Genomic DNA, 17424 nt, shown 5'->3' on the forward strand with positions numbered 1-17424 from the left:
GACATGCCGGCGACGGCGGCCTTTTTCAAGGTCTTGCTGATGTACTCGCCGGTGAGTCCTCTCATGCACTCTCAAGGCACGGTCTAAAGAGCGCCCTTATTTATTGCCGGCCAGAGGCGTTGGCCAGGCCGCCAACAGGCGCGCCAGGCTGCCGGCGCGGTCGGCGAGCAGCGTCGGCGTGCGTGCCAGGGCTTCATCGAGGGTCATCGGGCCGTCGGCCAGGGCGAAGGCGGCGCTGATGCCCTCTTCATGAGCGGCTTGCCAGCCGTCGCCAAGCCGTCCTACCAACGCGACCACCGGCACGCCCTTGGCGCGGGCGGCACGTGCGATGCCTACCGGGGTCTTGCCGGCCAGGCTCTGGCCGTCGAGCTGGCCTTCACCGGTGATCACCAGGTCGGCGTTGTCGAGCAGGGCGTCAAAGCCCACCTGTTCCATCACCAGGGTGATGCCGGGGCGCAGGTCGGCGCCGAGGAAGGCGCGGGCAGCGAAGCCCATGCCGCCGGCGGCGCCGGCACCGGGTAGCTCACGATGATCGTCACCGAGCTGGCGGGCGGTGAGGTCGGCGAAGTGGCCAAGCGCCGCATCCAGCGTTTTTACGTCGGCGTCGCTGGCGCCTTTCTGGGGGCCGAATACGGCGCTGGCGCCGTTCTTGCCCAGCAGCGGGTTGTCGACGTCCACCGCGGTCTCGACCGCAAGCCCGGCCAGTCGAGAGTCCAGGCCGTCCAGATCCAGGGTGGCGAGTGCAGCGAGTGCTGCCCCGCCAGGGGGAAGGGGCTGGCCCTGAGCATCTAGCAGGCGCGCGCCGAGGGCGGCCAGCATGCCCGCGCCGGCGTCGTTGGTGGCGCTGCCGCCGATGGTCAGAAGCAGCCGCTCGGCGCCAGCATCGAGTGCCGCGAGGATCAGCTCGCCAACGCCAAAGGTGGTGCTGTGCAGGGCGCTGCGCTCCTGGCGTTCCAGGTGCTGCAGGCCACTGGCTTCGGCCAGCTCGATGAAGGCGGTGCGGGTCTCGGCCTGATAGCCCCAGGCCGCTTCACGCGGCCGGCCAAGGGCATCCTGTACCCGGGTCAGGTGGCGCTCGGCGCCGGTGGCGGCGAGCAGGGCATCCAGAGTGCCTTCGCCGCCGTCGCCCATCGGGCAACAGTGGGTCTCGGCATCGGGCAGGGCCTTGAGAATGCCCCGGGCCATGGCCTCGGCGGCGTCGCGGGCGGGCAGGGCATCCTTGTAGCTGTCGGGCGCGATCAGGATCTTCATCGAGGCTCTCGCAGTGGCGGAACGATCCTCTGATCATCCTCGACGCTTGCGTAAAAGGCCACCCTCCAGCCGTTGACGGGCAGTCGCCGGCGCTGTCTACGCAATCCATCTGGCGACATACACTGTAAGGAGCAAGACGGCGAAGCGGACAAGGCGAAGCAGGTGCGGAGCATGGAGCGACAAGGTGTGGGGAAACGTTGGCTAGGTGTATTGAAAAGCATAGGAACGGTCGGGATGGCAGCAATGCTGCTTGCCGGCTGTGCGAGCGGCCCGCCCCGGCTGCCCGATCACGCGAACTTGCCTGCCGCGGCCTGCCAGTGGACGGCCCCCGAGGCGGGGTCGTTCGACTACCTGCGACGGGTGATTGCCGCCCTCGAGGCGGATGATTTCGTGATCGTCGAATCCGAGGCCCGGCTTGGGCTGGTCACCGCCCAGCGCAGTCGAATACTGGCCGGTTATGGAATGCCCGGGTACCAGCCGCTGCCGTTCGGGCTATCGGGCTTCTTCGGGCTGGGAGGAGGGCATCATAGCGCCGGCATGGCGATCAATCTGAATCGCAGCTTCGGTGACGACCCCACCCAAGTCGAGCGCGTCTCCGTGCTCGCCCGCGACGCCCAGGTCAAGACCACACGGGATATTCAGGTCGTCGAGGCCGATGGGCGTTTGCGCAGTGGCCGGGTGGTCGCCAGCGACGAGTTCTGCCGCGCGCTGCATGAGGCCATCGACCGCCTGTCAGATCTTCAGCCTTCAGGTTTCCAGCCGCCAGACTTCAGACCAGAGGAGCGCACGCCATGAGCCTTGACCAAGGGGTGAAAGGCCATGGATCAAGGCGTTATGTGGCGCCCTGGTGGCGGCTGATCGCCATTCTGGTGATGGCGGCGTTTGCCGGCTGTGCCAGCTATCCCGAGCCACCCGAGGCCCGCGACGTGGTGGTGGCCGCTTCGCCCCGGCAGGTGCTAGCCGAGGGGCTGGCAGTGCTGATCGAGCGCGGTTTCGTGATTCGCCATGCCGATCTGGACCTTGGCCGCCTGGATGCGATGCTGGCGACCTGGCCGGGCTATCGGCTGCGTCTGGATGCCTTGGCTAATGGTGAGGGCGCGACCCGGCTGTCGGTCAGTGGCTACCGCGGCCGCCAGCCGCTGGCGCCCGAGAGTCTCGATGCCTTGCTGGCCGAGCTGTTGGCTAAGTTGCAGGCGCGGCGGCCTGCGGATATTCAGTTCCTGTTACCGTTGGCCATGCCGCTGACCAGCGGCCTTGACCCCAGCGGCACGGACACGAGAGGCGTACCATTGCTTGACGGCCCGAGGCCTGAAACCGCTTCGTCCTTCGGCGGCTGAACCCGATGTCGCGGCTCAGCTCAGTCCGCTTTCCTTCAGACAATTCTCGAGGCACGCTCGCATCGCCGCTTCCTGCGTGGGGTCATAGGCAAGGGCGCTGCCTTGTCCCCACACCGGCCCCGGCCAGGCATCATCGCCTTGGTGGCGCACGATCACGTGCAGATGCAGCTGAGGCACCATGTTGCCGAGTGTGGCCAGGTTCAGTTTGTCCCCTTTCCGGGCGGCCATCAGCGCCTTGCCCAGCGCGGTCGCTTCCTTCCATAGCTGGGCCTGATCATCCGCCGACAGCTCGTAGACCTCGCGGATATCGCCGCGGCGTGGCACCAGCACCAGCCAGGCGTAGCGGGCGTCATTCATCAGTCGCACCTGGCACAGCGGCAGGTCGGTGATGGGCAGAGTGTCGGCGGCAAGCCGCGGGTGCAGGGTGAAGTCGCTCATCGCTCTCTCGATTCAGTGGAGGTGGCGGCATTCGTCATCCGCGATCAACGGCGGGGAATGCCGCCTTGGACGGGCTCACGCGCAAGCGGCCGGAGATTGTCATGTATCTCGATGTCGATCAAGTGATCCAGGTGCTGCCCTGGCGGCCCTGAATGGCGACGTCACCCGATGCCTGCATGCGCCTTTATATCACCGCCTGACGCTGGCCGAGCGCCAGGGGCTCTCAAGCAGCCCGCGGCCTGTCATGGCGCCGGTGAAACCCTGGTCATGGAGCTGGCTCTCTACCGGATGAGCGGCTTACCGCGGCGATGAGTGGAATAGACTTGACTGGCGTTCTCCCGGGATAAGGCCGTAACCTGATAAGAGCAGGTCACAACTCTGTGGCGTAAACGGCGTGCGCAACCTGAGTCGGGACGCCTAAGCTAGTTAACGGTCTTTTGAAAAACGAAAACAACCGAGCTGTCGTGTCGACGTTGCGCAGCGGCTGATATGGGAGAACGACGATGAATGAAGTGACAACGCCCCAGGACGGTAACGTGAGCGAGTTGCGCTCGCGCATCCGTGCCCACTATGCGGCCGACGAGGCTGCCGTGCTGGGCGGGCTGGTCGAACGTATCAAGTTGTCGGAGGATGATCGCCGCAAGGTGGCTGCCGTCGGTGCCAACTATGTGGAACGGGTGCGCAAGGAAACGTCGCCCTCGATGATGGAGGCGTTCCTCGCCGAATACGGCCTCTCGACAGAAGAAGGCGTCGGCCTGATGTGCCTGGCCGAGGCGCTGCTGCGTGTGCCCGACGCGGAGACGATCGACGATCTGATCCACGACAAGATCGAGCCGTCCGACTGGGGCGCTCACCTGGGCAAGTCCTCTTCATCGATGGTCAACGCCTCCACCTGGGCGCTGATGCTGACCGGCAAGGTGCTGGAAAATGATCCCAAGGGGCCGGTGCGGGCCCTGCGCGGTCTGGTCCGCCGGATGGGCGAGCCGGTGGTGCGCACGGCGGTCGGTCAGTCGATGAAGATTCTTGGCCGTCAGTTCGTGCTGGGCCAGACCATCGAGGAGGGCATGAAGAATGCCCGCGAGCTCGAGAAGCAGGGCTATACCTACTCCTACGACATGCTGGGCGAGGCGGCGCGCACCGACGAGGATGCGGTGCGCTACCACAAGGCCTACGCCAACGCGATCGCCGCCATTGCCAAGCGGGCCAAGGGCGATGTGCGCGGAAGCCCGGGCATCTCGGTGAAGCTCTCGGCGTTGCATCCGCGCTATGAATACACCCACCGTGAAACGGTGATGGCCGAGCTCCTGCCCCGCGCCCAGGAACTGGTGAGGCAAGCGGCCAAGGCCAATATCGGCTTCAACATCGACGCCGAGGAACAGGACCGCCTGGACCTGTCGCTGGATGTGATCGAGGAGCTGTTGGCCGACCCGAGCCTCAAGGATTGGAACGGCTTCGGGGTCGTGGTGCAGGCCTACGGGCGTCGTGCCGCGCCGGTGATCGAAGCACTCTACGAGATGGCTGAGCGCTACGACCGCAAGATCATGGTGCGACTGGTGAAGGGCGCCTACTGGGATACCGAGATCAAGCTGGCGCAGGAGATGGGCGTCGACACCTTCCCGGTCTTCACCCGCAAGGTCAACACCGATGTCAGCTACATGGCCTGTGCTCAGTTGCTGCTCGATCGTCGTGACCGCATCTATCCGCAGTTTGCCACCCACAACGCGCATACCTGTGCCGCCATCGTCGCCATGGCGGGTGACGACAAGGACAGCTACGAATTCCAGCGCCTGCATGGCATGGGCGAGTCGCTGCACCACATCGTCAAGCAGTCGGAAGGCACGCATTGCCGCCTCTATGCGCCGGTCGGCGCCCACCGTGATCTCCTGGCCTACCTGGTGCGCCGCCTGCTTGAGAACGGGGCCAACTCCTCGTTCGTCAACCAGGTGGTGGACGACTCGATTCCCGCCAGCGAGGTGTCAAATGACCCCGTTGCCGAAATGCAGGGCCTGGGCGAGACCATCGCCAGCCCGTCGATTCGCCAACCCGGTGAACTCTTTGCGCCCGAGCGCAAGAATTCACGCGGCTTCCGCATCAACGAGCCTGCCTCGATTCAGTCGCTGATTGCGGGCCGTGAGGCGTTCGCCGATACCACCTGGACCGCCGCGCCGATGCTTGCCGGCAGTCCAGCGCCGCAGGGGCCTGGCCGCGATGCGCTGTCCCCCGCCGACGCGTCGCGTGTGGTCGGCCAGGTGCATGAAGCGACCCCGGACGAGGTGGCGTCTGCTCTCGACGCTGCTGAGGACGGCTTCCGCGACTGGTCAGAGCGGCCGGCCTCCGAGCGCGCCGCCGTGCTGCGCCGTACCGCCGATCTCTACGAGGAACACTTCGCCGAGCTGACCGTCATCACGACCCGCGAAGCCGGCAAGATGATCTTCGATGGCATCGCCGAGGTACGCGAGGCGGTGGATTTCCTGCGCTACTATGCCAATGACTGCGAACGGCTGGAGGCGGAAGAGCCCGGCAAGGCACGTGGCATTTTCGTCTGCATCAGCCCGTGGAACTTTCCGCTGGCCATCTTCACCGGCCAGATCGCCGCAGCGCTGGCGGCTGGCAACGCGGTGCTGGCCAAGCCCGCCGAGCAGACGCCCCTGATTGCCGCCCGTGCCGTCGAACTGATGCGCGAGGCCGGCCTGCCGGAGGCGGCGCTACAGCTGCTGCCGGGCGATGGGCCGACGGTCGGCGGACCGCTGACCAGTGACTCGCGGATCGCTGGCGTGTGCTTCACCGGTTCGACCGAAGTGGCACAGATTATCCACAAGGCGCTGGTGCAGAACGCGGGGCCGGATGCGGTGCTGATCGCCGAGACCGGCGGCCTGAATGCGATGATCGTCGACTCGACGGCGCTGACCGAGCAGGCGGTGCGCGACATCCTGATTTCATCCTTCCAGTCGGCCGGCCAGCGGTGTTCGGCGCTCAGGATGCTCTATGTTCAGGAAGAGGCGCGAGAGCGGCTCTTGTCGATGCTCGATGGTGCCATGGATGCGCTGGTTATCGGCGACCCGTGGAACACCGACACCGACGTCTCGCCGGTGATCGACGCCGACGCTAAGGCCGAGATCGGCGGTTATCTGGACGCGCAGGAAAAGGCCGGCAAGGTACTCAAGAAGCTGCCGGTGCCGAACGATGGCACCTTCGTCAGCCCGGCGGTCGTCGAAGTCGGTGGCATCGAGGATCTCGAACGCGAAATCTTCGGCCCGATCCTGCACGTGGCCACGTTCAAGGCGCGGGATATCGACAAGGTGGTCGACGCGATCAACGACCGGGGATACGGGCTGACCTTTGGTCTGCATACCCGCATCGACGACCGCGTGCAGCAGATCGTCGGGCGCATCCGGGTCGGTAACGTCTACGTCAACCGCAACCAGATCGGCGCCATCGTCGGCTCCCAGCCCTTCGGGGGTGAAGGCCTCTCGGGTACTGGGCCCAAGGCCGGCGGCCCGCTCTATGTCAACCGCTTCCGCCGCACGGCCGCCGCCGAGCGCCTTGAGGCACCCAAGGGCGAGGCCGTATCCCTTGGGGCGCTGCAGTCGGCCCTCGACGGCCTGGATGCGCGTAACTGGGCGGCGCGACCCGACCGGGTCGAAGTGCTGCGCAAGGTGCTCTCCGGCAAGGGGGGCGTGATCCGCAAGGCGCTCTCCGAGACCGCTTCCCTGGACATGACCCCGCAGACGCTGCCGGGGCCGACAGGCGAGAGCAACCGGCTGGCGATGTATGCGAAGGGCCCGGTGCTGTGTCTCGGGCCGACCCTCGATATCGCCATCGCTCAGGCGGTTCAGGCGCTCGGCGTGGGCTGTCCGGCGGTGATCGTGGTACCCGGCGCGACGCAGGCCGTGCAGGCGCTTAAAGAGGCCGGCGTGCCCGTCGCTGCGCTCGACGGCAGCATCGCGGCCGAGACGCTGAGCAAGGTCAAGGGCATCGCGGCCGTGGCCGCCACCGGTGCCAGCGACTGGAACCGCGAGCTGCGCCTTGCGCTTGCCCAGCGTGAAGGCCCCATCGTAACGCTCGAGACGCAGACCATCGCGCCGGAACGCTACGTGGTGGAGCGCCACCTGTGCATCGACACCACCGCTGCGGGCGGTAACGCCAGCCTGCTGGCGACGGCCGAATAGCCACCTAGCAGGGGCGGCCCGCTGGGGTCGCCCCATTTCCCCCAACGCATTTCTCCCTTCCAAAAGCTCCCGTATGACGCCAAGGCGCATACGGGAGCTTTTGCGCGCCTTGTTGGCCCCGGCACTCTTGCCACGCACGCGTTTCAGCACGCCGGTCAGACCACCGCTGCCGGTTTGTCTGGTGGTGCCGGCACCGTCTGAGTGCGATACGCTCCTTTGTCGATTCGTGTCATCATTTGCCCAGATTTCGCGACGATAATTCCTAACGGCCTTTCCTCAGGACAACCCCTAACGACACTGCGATCGTCACAGCGGAGGTGACATGACGGCATTCCCAAGCCTTTACGATGCCCTGGCCCTGATTGCCCTTGGCGGTTTGGCCGGTTTCATCAACGTGCTCTCGGCGGGCGGCTCGATGCTGACGCTGCCGCTGCTGATGTTCCTGGGGCTGCCGCCGCAGGTCGCCAATGGCACCAATCGGGTGTCGATCGTCTTCCAGAGTCTTTCGGCGGTGGGCAACTTTCGACGCGCCGGGGCCAGTCAGGTAGGGCTCAGCCTGCGCCTGGCGGTACCGGCGGTGGTAGGATCGCTGCTCGGCGTCTGGCTGGCGCTGCAGGTCAGCGATGCGCTCTTCGAGGCGGTGCTGATTACGGTGATGGCGGCCAGTGCCCTGATGATGCTGCTGCCCCAGCCGCAGCTCGAGACCCGGCCACTGACCCGCGAACGTCTGACGCCGCTGGTCTACCTTGCGATGTTCGCGATCGGCGTATACGGCGGCTTCATCCAGGTCGGGGTGGGTGTGCTGTTCATCGTCGTGCTCTACCGGCTGCTGAAGATCGACCTGGCCCAGGTCAACGTCTTCAAAGTCTTCATTATCCTGATTTACACCCTGCCGGCGCTGGCGCTGTTCCTGTATCACGACCAGGTGCGCTGGAGCTATGGCCTGCTGTTGGCGGTGGGTAGCATGAGTGGTGCTTGGCTTGCGGTGCGGGTCAACATGGGCCCTCGCGGGGCGCTATGGGTCCGCTGGCTGACGCTTGCGATGATCGGGGCCATCATTGTGCGTCTGGTGATTGGCTAGCACTGTTGGATCTAGCACGGTCGTATGGGGTGCGCGCTGTAAAGAGTGCTAATGTAGTAGCGATAGCTTGCGAATTTACCCATGCCACTCGATGAGGACATCACGATGACACGATTGATTGCCCTGACGTTCCTGACCCTGTTCTCCGTGTCACTGCTGGCCGGCTGTAACACCATGCGCGGTGCCGGCGAGGACATCCAGCAGGGTGGCCAGGCGATCGAGGACGCGGCCGAAAGCTAGGCCACGCATCGATAGCGGTAGCCATGACGCTGACGGCGAGCGAGATCGTCATGATGAGCGACAACCAAGCGGGGCAGGCCATGAGCCTGCCCCGCTTGGTTGTGTGGACCGGAAACCTGGTTACGTAGCGGACGTACGAGAAGCCTTCAGGGCCGCCTGACGCTCGGCGTAATAGCTTTCCTGGGTTTGGCGTGCCTCTTCCTCGGCCTGTTTGCGCAGCTTCTTGCGCAGTGCGGCCTTCTCGAAGCGCAGCTGCTGGATCGGGGTTTCCAGCGGTAGCGGCGGTACCTCGGCCGGCTTGCCGTCGCCATCGACGGCCACCATGGTCAGGTAGCAGCTGTTGGTATGACGGATCAGTCGTTCCTGGATCGATTCGGCGACCACCTTGATGCCGACTTCCATCGAGGAGCGGCCGACGTGGTTGACCGACGCCAGGAAGGTGACCAGCTCGCCGACGTGGATCGGCTGGGAAAACTTCACCTGATCCACCGACAGGGTCACCACATAGTGGCCGGAATAGCGGCTGGCACAGGCGTAGGCGACCTCGTCGAGCTTCTTGAGGATGGCGCCGCCATGCACCTTGCCGCTGAAGTTGGCCATGTCGGGGGTCATCAGCACGGTCATCGAGAGTTCGTGCTGGCGGGGTAGGTCGTTGTGACTCACTGTGGGCTCCAGGGGATGGGAGGCAGAATGCTTATTCTGCCTCCCATCATAGCGTGTTGCCCCCGTGCACAGGTAGGTCACCCTTGGCACGCCTAGCGACCGAGCCTGGCCCTTGGCCTTGGCAAGGGTGGGCGGGCCCTAGCGAGTGGCGATCCTATGTGGCTCCTACAGGTAGGTGAGGCCCAGCGCGATGATGGCGCCGCTGATGAACAGCTGGATCAGGCAGTAGCCCATGATGTCCTTGGCCTTGAGGCCGGCGATGGCCAGCACCGGCAGCGCCCAGAAGGGCTGCAGCAGGTTGGTCCAGGCGTCGCCCCAGGCCACTGCCATGGCGATGCGCGGCACATCAGCACCAAGCGCCGCCGCTGCCGGCAGCATTACCGGTGCCTGAACCGCCCACTGGCCGCCGCCGGAAGGCACGAACAGGTTGACCACGCCGGCGCTGATGAACGACCAGAAGGGCAGCGTCTCGGCACTGGCGAAGGAGACGAAGGCTTCCGACAGGGTCTGGGCCAGGCCTGACTGCACCATGATCGCCATGATGCCCGCATAGAAGGGGAACTGGATGACGATGCCAGCGCCGCCCTTGATGGCTTCCTGAAGGCTGGCGAGCAGCCGGCGCGGCGTGCGATGCAGCACGATGGCCAGGAACAGGAACAGGAAGTTGACCACGTTGAGGTTGAGGCCGCCGCCGCGCAGCACGAAGTGGTCAAGCAGGAACAGCAGCCCGGGAATGCCGACCAGCCAGGCCAGGGCGCGGCTGTTCTCGAGGCGCTCGGCCGGGCGAGTGATGCGCACGCGGGTTTCCTGCTCTTCCTCCAGCAGCGCCGGGTCGACGTAAACGCTCTCGTCTTCGCTTGGCAGCATCAGGCGGTTGACCAGCGGCACGCTGACCAGCAGCACGGCGACGATCGCCAGATTGAACCAGGAGAAGATAGTCTCGGAGGTGGGGATGACGCCGATCTGCTCGACGCTGAAGTGGCCTTCGGTGGCGATGGTCAGCGGGATCGAGCCGGCAAGCCCTGCGTGCCAGATCAGAAAGCCCGAATAGGCACTGGCCACCAGCAGGCGGTAGTCGACGCGGACCTGGCGAGCCAGCTCCTTGGCGAACAGCGCCCCCACCACCAGGCCGAAGCCCCAGTTGATCCAGCTGGCCAGCAGCGAGACCACGGTCACCAGCACGATGGCGCTGCCGGCGTTCTTGGCCTTGCCGGCGAGCCCTGACAGTACGCGCTTGACCGGCGGCGTGTTGGCGAGCATGAAGCCGGTGATCAGTACCAGCAGCATCTGCATCGAGAAGGTCAGCAGGTTCCAGAAGCCGTCGCCCCAGAAGCGCAGCACGTCCAAAGGTGTCTGACGTTCGACCGCGATGGCCGCTACGGCGGCAACCAGCGTCAGCAGCAGCACGAAGATATACGGATCCGGCAGGTAGCGCTCGACCAGCTTGACGGCCGGCCGCGAGAGAAACTTGAGCATGATCGTGGTCTTCTTGTTAGTGGGTGTAGTCAGTTAGTGGGTGAAGTCAGTTAGTGGGTGTAGTCAGTGAGTTAGCGAATTAGGTGCACCACGGTAGCGGATTAGGCGGCGAAGGGACTATCGACTATGGTCGCCCCCGGCGATCCAGACATAGCGACGGTAATGCAGGTAATAGGCGCCCAGAGTGGCCGAGCGCACCAGCATGAAGGTACTGAAGGCAAGCCATAGCCCGTGATTGCCCATCGGCTGGGTGAGCCACCATAGCGGCAGGTAGACGGCGAGGCCGACGAAGATGCTGTTGCGCATCTCTCGGGTGGCGGTGGCGCCGATGAAAACGCCATCCAGCAGATAGCTCCATACTGCGAGCAGCGGCATCAGCACCATCCAGGGAAGGTAAGTGGCCGCCGTGGCCCGCACCTCGGGCAGGTCGGTGAGGAGCGCGATTAGTGCCTCGCCGCCCAGCGCGAACGCCAGCATGGCAGCGGCGGCGATGGCCAGCGAAAAGCGCCCGGCGCTGCGTACCGCGGCGGCGAACTCGTCCCAGCGCGCCCTTCCTACGGCACGCCCGGTAAGCGCCTCGGCGGCATGGGCGAAGCCATCCAGGCCGTAGGAGGTGAGCATGATGAACTGCAAAAGGACCGCATTGGCCGCCAGCACCGTATCCCCTTGGCTGGCGCCCTGGGCGGTAAAGAAGGCCATCGCGAACAAAAGGCCCAGCGTGCGCAGAAACAGCTGGGCATTGACCGCGAACAGCGCTTGATAGGCGCTGAGGGCGACCAGCCGCGCACGATCGAGCTGCCCGCCCAGGGCGCCGAGCTGGCCCCTCACCAGCCACAGGCCCGCGATCAGCGCCGTGTAGTCGGCGATCACCGTGGCCCAGGCCACGCCGTCGCTGGTCATGCCTAGCCCCACCACGAACCACAGGTCGAGCGCGATATTTACACTGTTGGTCAGCACCATCAGGATCAGGGTGACCCGCGAATTCTGCTGGCCGAGAAACCAGCCAAGGATCGCGTAGTTGGCCAGCACCGCAGGCGCGGAGAGGATGCGAATGCCCGCGTACTCGTGGGCGAGTGCGGTGGCCTGGGCGCTGCCGTCGAGCAGCATCAGGCCCAGCTTGATCAGTGGTGTCGAGAACAGGATCAGCCCCGCGCCGATCACCGCGGCCATCACCAGTGACTGGCCGAGCAGGGTGCGCACCTCGGTATCGTCTTCCCGGCCAACCGCCTGGGAGGTCATGCCGGTGGTGCCCATGCGCAGGAAGCCAAAGCCCCAGTAAAGGAAGCTGAACAGGGCGGCGCCCAGCGTCACCGCCGCCAGATAGCGGGAGTCCGGCAGGTGACCGACCACTGCGGTATCGACCAGCCCCAGCAGCGGGACGGTGATGTTGGAGAGGATGATCGGCCAGGCCAGGGGCCAGATGCGCGGCGCAGCGGTGCGTTGAGTGGACAAACCGTTTCCTCGATCGAACCAGTGGGTCGGCAGCATACCCCAGGTGCTGGCATGCCTCAGTCCTGACAGCATACCTTGGTGGTTAGCAGGCCATCTCGACCGCTAGTCAGGCGGGCAACCGTACTACACTGCGGGTGGTTCTATCATTCGCAACGCTGGCTGATACGAGGAGCGACTCAGCATGCACAAGATCAGGACGATACCCGGTGTGATGCCCGCAGTGATGGCCCTGGCACTCCTGCTGGGCCCTATCCTTGGGAGCGAGGCGGCGCAGGCGGTAGAGCCTCGCCTGGAGCAACAGCCAAGTGGCGGGGCGATGGTCGCGGATGCGCTGGTGGCCCGGCCGCTGCTGGCGGTGGCCACCGTGGGCGGAGCCGCGGTGTTTCTGGTGTCGCTGCCGTTTTCGGCGCTGGGCGGCAACGTGGATGAAGCGGCCAAGACGCTGATACTGACGCCCGCCGAGGCGACCTTCCGGCGCTGTCTGGGGTGTCGTATCAGCAAGCGGCGCGACGAATTCTAGCCAGTGACGAAGCCTGGCATCGCCCCTGGCATCGCCCCGGGCATTGCCCTTGGCACATTGCCACAACGCAAACGCCCCGCAGGGCGGGGCCTGCAGGGCGTTTGGGAAAGTCAGATAAATTCGGGCAAGCTCAGGCGGCGGTGATGGTGTGGTACTTGTCCATCAACTGCTCTTGGGTTTCCTTGCGCGCCGGGTCCAGCGGGATGCAGTCGACCGGACAGACCTGCTGGCATTGAGGCTCATCGAAGTGGCCGACGCATTCGGTGCACAGGCTGGGGTCGATGACGTAGATCTCTTCCCCCGGCGAGATAGCGCCGTTGGGACATTCGGGTTCGCAGACGTCGCAGTTGATGCACTCGTCGGTGATCATCAGGGACATAAAGGTTACTCCAGGAAAGGGGCTGCTCGGTCAGGAGCGTGGGCCGGCTAATATCCGAGTAAAACGCTCAGTTATTATAACGAGCATTCAGGGCTTCGACGACCCTGGGGTGAACGAGTTTCGAGACATCGCCGCCGAGCTTGGCGATCTCGCGCACCATTGTCGAGGAGATGTAGGAGTTCTCGAGTGCCGGCGTGAGGAAGACGCTTTCCACATCCGGCGCCATGGCGCGGTTCATGTTGGCCAACTGCAGTTCGTACTCGAAATCCGAGACAGCGCGCAGCCCGCGCAGGATGATTCGCGCCTGGTGCTGGGCCAGGAACTCGGTGAGCAGGCCTGAGAATCCGGTGACCTCGACGTTGGGCAGCTTGGACACCACCTCCCGGGTCAATGCCACCCGGGTGTCCAGATCCAGCGCCGGCTGTTTGCCGGGGCTGGCTGCGATGGCGATGATCACCTTGTCGAACATCCTGGCGCCACGCTCGATCAGGTCAAAGTGACCGTTGGTGATGGGGTCGAAGGTGCCGGGATAGACCACGATGTTCATAGCGCGCCTACCTATTTGTTGATGTCCGAATGGTCATTGTCGCGGTGGGCGTCGTCGAGAGAGCCGAAGGGGTTGTCGACGGCCAGTGACACCGGCTGAGTATAGCCGGGGATGCCGATCTGGCCGGCTTCAACTGAGAGCTCGGGACCTTCCAGCACGCCCTGGCCAAAGCGATACAGGGCCTGGAAGTGGCCCTGGTCGGCGCCCGCCTCGTAGCGTTGGGAGGCCTCGAGGATGGCCGCGCGGCGATCCTTCCAGGCATCGACCGCGGCCTGGCCGTGGCGCTTGACCATCAGCCGCTCGGTGACCGCGGGCGACAGCACCAGGCCTGTCGCATTGTTGCCGCCGAAGCCCTTGGCATTGATGAAGGCGGCATCGGCCTCGAAGGCCTGCGGTTCGGCGAAGAAGCGCAGGCGCTCGGCGTGAACGTCGTCGGCCACGGCATCAAGTGTCGGAATGCCCGGCAGCCAGCCGTGGGCGAAGCTGCCGAGGGCGCTGGCCATCTGATCGCCGGCGGCGCTGCCTTGAGAATGACCGACGAAGGCCTTGACGGCGACTACCGGCCAGGAGGTGATGCCGTTGGCAGTAGCCACCTGATGGAAGACATGGGACTCGGTGGTGCGGTTTTTCGGCGTGCTGGTGCCGTGGGCATGCAGGAAGGTGCGCGTGCGCAGCGATTTCTCGCCGAGCATGTCGCGCGCCAGGCTGACGGCCTTGCCAAGGGTGATGTAGTTGCCGATGCCGGGTGCGGAAATCGAGCGCTTCCAGCCGTCGGCATTGGTGAAGACTCCCGGCACGCTGCCAAGCACCTGGGCGCCGGTTTCCAGCGCCAGGCCGTCGTCCATCAGCAGCACGAACTGGCTGGCCTCGGCGATGGTGAAGCCGCAGTTACGGGCGAAGGGGCGACAAGCGCGCTGGTAGTCGGCATCGGTGAGCAGGCTCAGGGCGTCCAGCGCCTTGAGGCTGTCATCGTCGGCAAGCGCGCCCATGGTGCGAAAGCCTTCGATGATCTCGGGCGTAATCGGCGCATCGGCGGTGCCGACCATCACCACGCGACGGCGACCGCTTTTGATTTCCTCGATGCCCAGACGCAAGTTGTACAGGAAGGTCGCGCAGGCGCCCTGGACGGCGCCAGTCGCGCCGACGCTGCCCAGCACATAGGCGTTGAGGAAGTCGGCCGGCATCTGGCCGTAGCCCAGCGGCATCTGCTTGGAGGTGGCGCGATTGCCCGAGGCATAGCTTTTCAGCAGGCCGCCCCAGCCGGCATCGTCGAGCTGGCCGATGGAGTTGCCGGCGTAGACGGCGATCTGATCCGGGTCGAGGCGGTCGCGCAGTGTCTCCCAGTCGAGGCCACTCTGGCCGAGGCAGTCCGATGCGCCGAAAATCGCCATCGATAAGCCGCGGGGATGGTGGACGCTGCGATACAGGCTGCTGGGCTCGAAGCCGCTGGGCAGCTGGCCGGCGGCACGCACCTGAGCGCTGCGGCGCTCGGGCAGCATGACGTTGAACTGGCCCGGCGGCACCGTGACCTCGACGTGACGACGATCCAGCTCGCGCACCTGCCAGGTCTCGGGCAACTGCTCGGGAAGCTGGCGGCGACGCACGTGGAATACCAGCGGTGCCTCGATGGACAGCTGGGCCTGGCGATTGGCTGGGATCCCATCGGCACCGAACACCGGGTCCTCGATGCGACGGATCAGGGTATGGTCGAGGACCTGCTGCTGGTAGCGGGCGACGATCTGATCGGCGTCCAGTGACTGCCCGCTGGTATCCTGCCAGGGCGTAATGCCGTCGGTATTCACCAGACGCATCATCGCCGCCAAGCCGGTCAGGGTGCTGGCCTGGGTGTCCGCGTCGAGGGCCGAAAGGACCGTGCGCCGAAACGCCTGATGGCCCGAGGTTCTGCCGGCAGCATTCACTCCCCCCATGCCGACGATCACCGGTAACTGTGACAAGCCGCTTACCTCATTGTGCTGATGGCGCCTGGGCGCTCATGTTTCCTTCATTTACGGTTGATAATATCACCGCGGCCGCTACCCCGTCATGCGGGCCTTGGCTACGCAGGCGGTGGTTTTCATCTTCTTGTCATGAACGGATGTTTGAATCTGCGCCTGGTCGACCGGCCCTGCTAGAATACCGGGTTCCTTCGTTCACCCGGCTACCGGACGCCCATGCACGCCAATTCCCGAGCCATCGTTACCAATCAGCCTGGCCCCCATCAGGAACTCGCCCGCCGCGTTTCCCGTGCTCTTGCCCATCCGCTCAAGAAGCCGATTGCCGAGCACACGCGCAGCGCCTTCGCCGAGGCCGACGCATGGCTGTCAGCACGGCCTCGGCCGCTGATTCTCGATGCGGGCTGTGGCGTGGGACTCTCGACTCGTCAACTGGCCGAACAGTTCCCCGATCATGTGGTGATCGGTGTCGATCGCAGTTCCGATCGCCTGTCGCGGGATCATGGCGAGCTAGCGGACAACGCTCTGCTGGTACGGGCCGATCTGGTGGACTTCTGGCGGTTGGCGCTGGCGTCGGGCTGGCAGCCAGCGCGCCACTACTTGCTCTACCCGAACCCCTACCCCAAAGCCGCCCATCTCAAGATGCGCTGGCACGGCCACCCGGTGTTTCCGGCCATTCTGGCACTTGGCGGACGACTCGAGCTGCGCTCCAACTGGCGCCTGTATGTCGAGGAGTTCGCGCTGGCCATCGAGCAGGCCACCGGCGAGGTCGTGCAGGCTGAGGTTCATCAGCCGGACGGTGACTTCCTGACGCCTTTCGAGCGCAAGTATCACGCCAGTGGCCAGTCGCTCTGGCGGCTTCAGGTCGAGCTTCCGCTGGCTCTCGAGCTGCTGCCCACACCCTGAAACCGCCGCTGACTCAGCGGTCCTCGCGCCCGCGAAACCCCTGCCCCAGCGATTGACGAAGCCAGCGCGCGACTGGGCCCTGGGCGCTGTCGCGGCGGGCGATCATCTCCACCTCGATGCGCGGCGCTACCCCAAGCGCCTCACCGGTCAATGTGGTCAGGTGATCGCGAAAAGGCGGGTAGCTGGCGATATGCTGCGGTACCAGTGCCCAACCGAGCCCGCGGGTGGCGAGCTCCGCCATCGAGTAAAAGCTGTTCAGACGCCAGAACCTCGCGCTGGTGGCTTGCCCCCCTGCGCTACCGGTGCGCGAGGCAATCACCAGCTGGCGATGGCTTGCCAGGTCAGTGAGGTCGGGCGCCGGCAGCCTGGCCAGCGGATGATCCCGGGCCACCACCAGTAACTGCTTCAGGTGAGCGATGCGCTGTCCTTCCAATAGCGGGCCTCGGGCCTGCTGGCTGAGCAGAATACCGATGTCGGCGGTGCGATCCTCGACCCAACCGGCGATGTCGCCCTGGGCGCCGTAGAGTAGCGTCAGCTGCAGTGCCGGATAGCGATGGGCCAGCGCCTCGAGGGTGGTATCCACCGGCGGCATTTCGACCAGCGCTTCGTCGATGGCCATGACCAGGCTTGCCTCCTCGCCCTCGGCGATGGCCCGGGCCCTGGCATCCAGTCGCTGGCATTGATTCAGCACCGCTCGGGCCTCGTGCAGCATTGCCTCGCCGGCCGCCGTCAGTTGCGGCAGTCGTCCCTGGCGGTCGAAGAGCATGAAGCCCAGATCGTCCTCCAGGTGGCTGATGGCGGTGCTGATCGCCGATTGGGCACGCTTCAGCCGGCGCGCCGCGGCAGAAAACGAGCCCTGCTCGGCGGCGGCAATCAGGCATTCCAACTGATCCAGGGTCCAACGCATTCAGGCCTCCTGTGAAACGGGGGGATGGCGGCGGATTGATTGGCCGAGCTATCAGAATATCAGATGGAATCTAACTGGATGCTATCTCTGCTGCGGTTAGAATGGC

Annotated in this window: 16 protein-coding genes; 7 read left to right on the top strand and 9 right to left on the bottom strand. The window is 65.2% G+C overall.

The genetic code is table 11. The annotated features are described in order from the left end of the window. Window positions 1-96 precede the first annotated feature (96 nt). Complete coding sequence (locus Q2K57_RS09605) at window positions 97-1251, bottom strand: glycerate kinase (RefSeq protein ID WP_304524949.1); 1155 nt, start codon at window positions 1249-1251, stop codon at window positions 97-99. Window positions 1252-1485: 234 nt separating this feature from the next. On the opposite strand from Q2K57_RS09605, the gene Q2K57_RS09610 reads away from it, so the two are divergent. Beyond that, window positions 1486-2046, top strand: a complete 561-nt coding sequence (locus Q2K57_RS09610; protein WP_146742481.1) for a hypothetical protein — start codon at window positions 1486-1488, stop codon at window positions 2044-2046. Next, window positions 2043-2588 (top strand): hypothetical protein, encoded by a 546-nt coding sequence (locus Q2K57_RS09615; RefSeq protein ID WP_112055019.1) that lies wholly within the window; start codon window positions 2043-2045, stop codon window positions 2586-2588. Before Q2K57_RS09610 ends, Q2K57_RS09615 begins: the two co-directional genes overlap by 4 nt. A 15-nt stretch (window positions 2589-2603) precedes the next feature. On the opposite strand, the gene Q2K57_RS09620 is transcribed toward Q2K57_RS09615, so the two are convergent. Continuing rightward, on the bottom strand, window positions 2604-3026 hold the full coding sequence (locus Q2K57_RS09620; RefSeq protein ID WP_304524950.1) for an HIT domain-containing protein: 423 nt from the start codon (window positions 3024-3026) through the stop codon (window positions 2604-2606). A gap of 503 nt (window positions 3027-3529) precedes the next feature. Here Q2K57_RS09620 and putA point away from each other — a divergent pair. The 3 genes from putA to Q2K57_RS09635 all read left to right on the top strand — a co-directional run bounded on the left by putA (window position 3530) and on the right by Q2K57_RS09635 (window position 8516). Further along, the gene (gene putA, locus Q2K57_RS09625) at window positions 3530-7195 is read left to right on the top strand and encodes a bifunctional proline dehydrogenase/L-glutamate gamma-semialdehyde dehydrogenase PutA (protein WP_304524951.1); all 3666 of its coding nucleotides are present in this window, start codon (window positions 3530-3532) and stop codon (window positions 7193-7195) included. 322 nt (window positions 7196-7517) lie between these two features. Continuing rightward, the gene (locus Q2K57_RS09630; RefSeq protein ID WP_304524952.1) at window positions 7518-8276 is read left to right on the top strand and encodes a sulfite exporter TauE/SafE family protein; all 759 of its coding nucleotides are present in this window, start codon (window positions 7518-7520) and stop codon (window positions 8274-8276) included. A gap of 105 nt (window positions 8277-8381) precedes the next feature. Then, window positions 8382-8516 (top strand): entericidin A/B family lipoprotein, encoded by a 135-nt coding sequence (locus Q2K57_RS09635; protein WP_112055023.1) that lies wholly within the window; start codon window positions 8382-8384, stop codon window positions 8514-8516. Window positions 8517-8636: 120 nt separating this feature from the next. Here Q2K57_RS09635 and Q2K57_RS09640 read toward each other — a convergent pair whose 3' ends face one another. The 3 genes from Q2K57_RS09640 to Q2K57_RS09650 all read right to left on the bottom strand — a co-directional run bounded on the left by Q2K57_RS09640 (window position 8637) and on the right by Q2K57_RS09650 (window position 12107). Beyond that, a complete protein-coding gene (locus Q2K57_RS09640; protein WP_304526679.1) occupies window positions 8637-9140 on the bottom strand; it encodes an acyl-CoA thioesterase in 504 nt (167 codons plus the stop codon). Between the two features lie 204 nt (window positions 9141-9344). Continuing rightward, window positions 9345-10655 carry a short-chain fatty acid transporter gene (locus tag Q2K57_RS09645; protein WP_112055025.1) on the bottom strand — a complete coding sequence of 437 codons (1311 nt, stop codon included), beginning with the start codon at window positions 10653-10655 and terminating at the stop codon, window positions 9345-9347. A gap of 117 nt (window positions 10656-10772) precedes the next feature. Further along, on the bottom strand, window positions 10773-12107 hold the full coding sequence (locus Q2K57_RS09650; RefSeq protein WP_258396268.1) for an MATE family efflux transporter: 1335 nt from the start codon (window positions 12105-12107) through the stop codon (window positions 10773-10775). Between the two features lie 181 nt (window positions 12108-12288). Here Q2K57_RS09650 and Q2K57_RS09655 point away from each other — a divergent pair, with 181 nt between their 5' ends. Continuing rightward, window positions 12289-12627, top strand: coding sequence for a hypothetical protein (locus Q2K57_RS09655; RefSeq protein ID WP_258396269.1), 339 nt, complete (start codon window positions 12289-12291; stop codon window positions 12625-12627). A gap of 130 nt (window positions 12628-12757) precedes the next feature. On the opposite strand, the gene Q2K57_RS09660 is transcribed toward Q2K57_RS09655, so the two are convergent. The 3 genes from Q2K57_RS09660 to Q2K57_RS09670 all read right to left on the bottom strand — a co-directional run bounded on the left by Q2K57_RS09660 (window position 12758) and on the right by Q2K57_RS09670 (window position 15481). Further along, the gene (locus Q2K57_RS09660; RefSeq protein WP_112055027.1) at window positions 12758-13006 is read right to left on the bottom strand and encodes a YfhL family 4Fe-4S dicluster ferredoxin; all 249 of its coding nucleotides are present in this window, start codon (window positions 13004-13006) and stop codon (window positions 12758-12760) included. Window positions 13007-13073: 67 nt separating this feature from the next. Beyond that, window positions 13074-13553, bottom strand: a complete 480-nt coding sequence (coaD, locus tag Q2K57_RS09665) for a pantetheine-phosphate adenylyltransferase (RefSeq protein ID WP_112055028.1) — start codon at window positions 13551-13553, stop codon at window positions 13074-13076. Window positions 13554-13564: 11 nt separating this feature from the next. Next, window positions 13565-15481: a beta-ketoacyl synthase gene (locus tag Q2K57_RS09670; RefSeq protein ID WP_112055183.1), complete on the bottom strand. Its 1917-nt coding sequence runs from the start codon at window positions 15479-15481 to the stop codon at window positions 13565-13567. Between the two features lie 243 nt (window positions 15482-15724). On the opposite strand from Q2K57_RS09670, the gene Q2K57_RS09675 reads away from it, so the two are divergent. Next, window positions 15725-16411, top strand: coding sequence for a tRNA (guanosine(46)-N(7))-methyltransferase TrmB (locus tag Q2K57_RS09675; protein WP_112055029.1), 687 nt, complete (start codon window positions 15725-15727; stop codon window positions 16409-16411). Between the two features lie 13 nt (window positions 16412-16424). Here the strand turns inward: Q2K57_RS09675 and Q2K57_RS09680 are convergent, their stop codons facing one another. After that, a complete protein-coding gene (locus tag Q2K57_RS09680) occupies window positions 16425-17318 on the bottom strand; it encodes a LysR family transcriptional regulator (RefSeq protein ID WP_112055030.1) in 894 nt (297 codons plus the stop codon). Between the last annotated feature and the right edge of the window lie 106 nt (window positions 17319-17424).

The sequence above is a fragment of the Halomonas sp. I5-271120 genome (assembly GCF_030553075.1).
In the GTDB taxonomy this organism is placed as follows: Bacteria; Pseudomonadota; Gammaproteobacteria; order Pseudomonadales; family Halomonadaceae; genus Onishia; species Onishia taeanensis_A.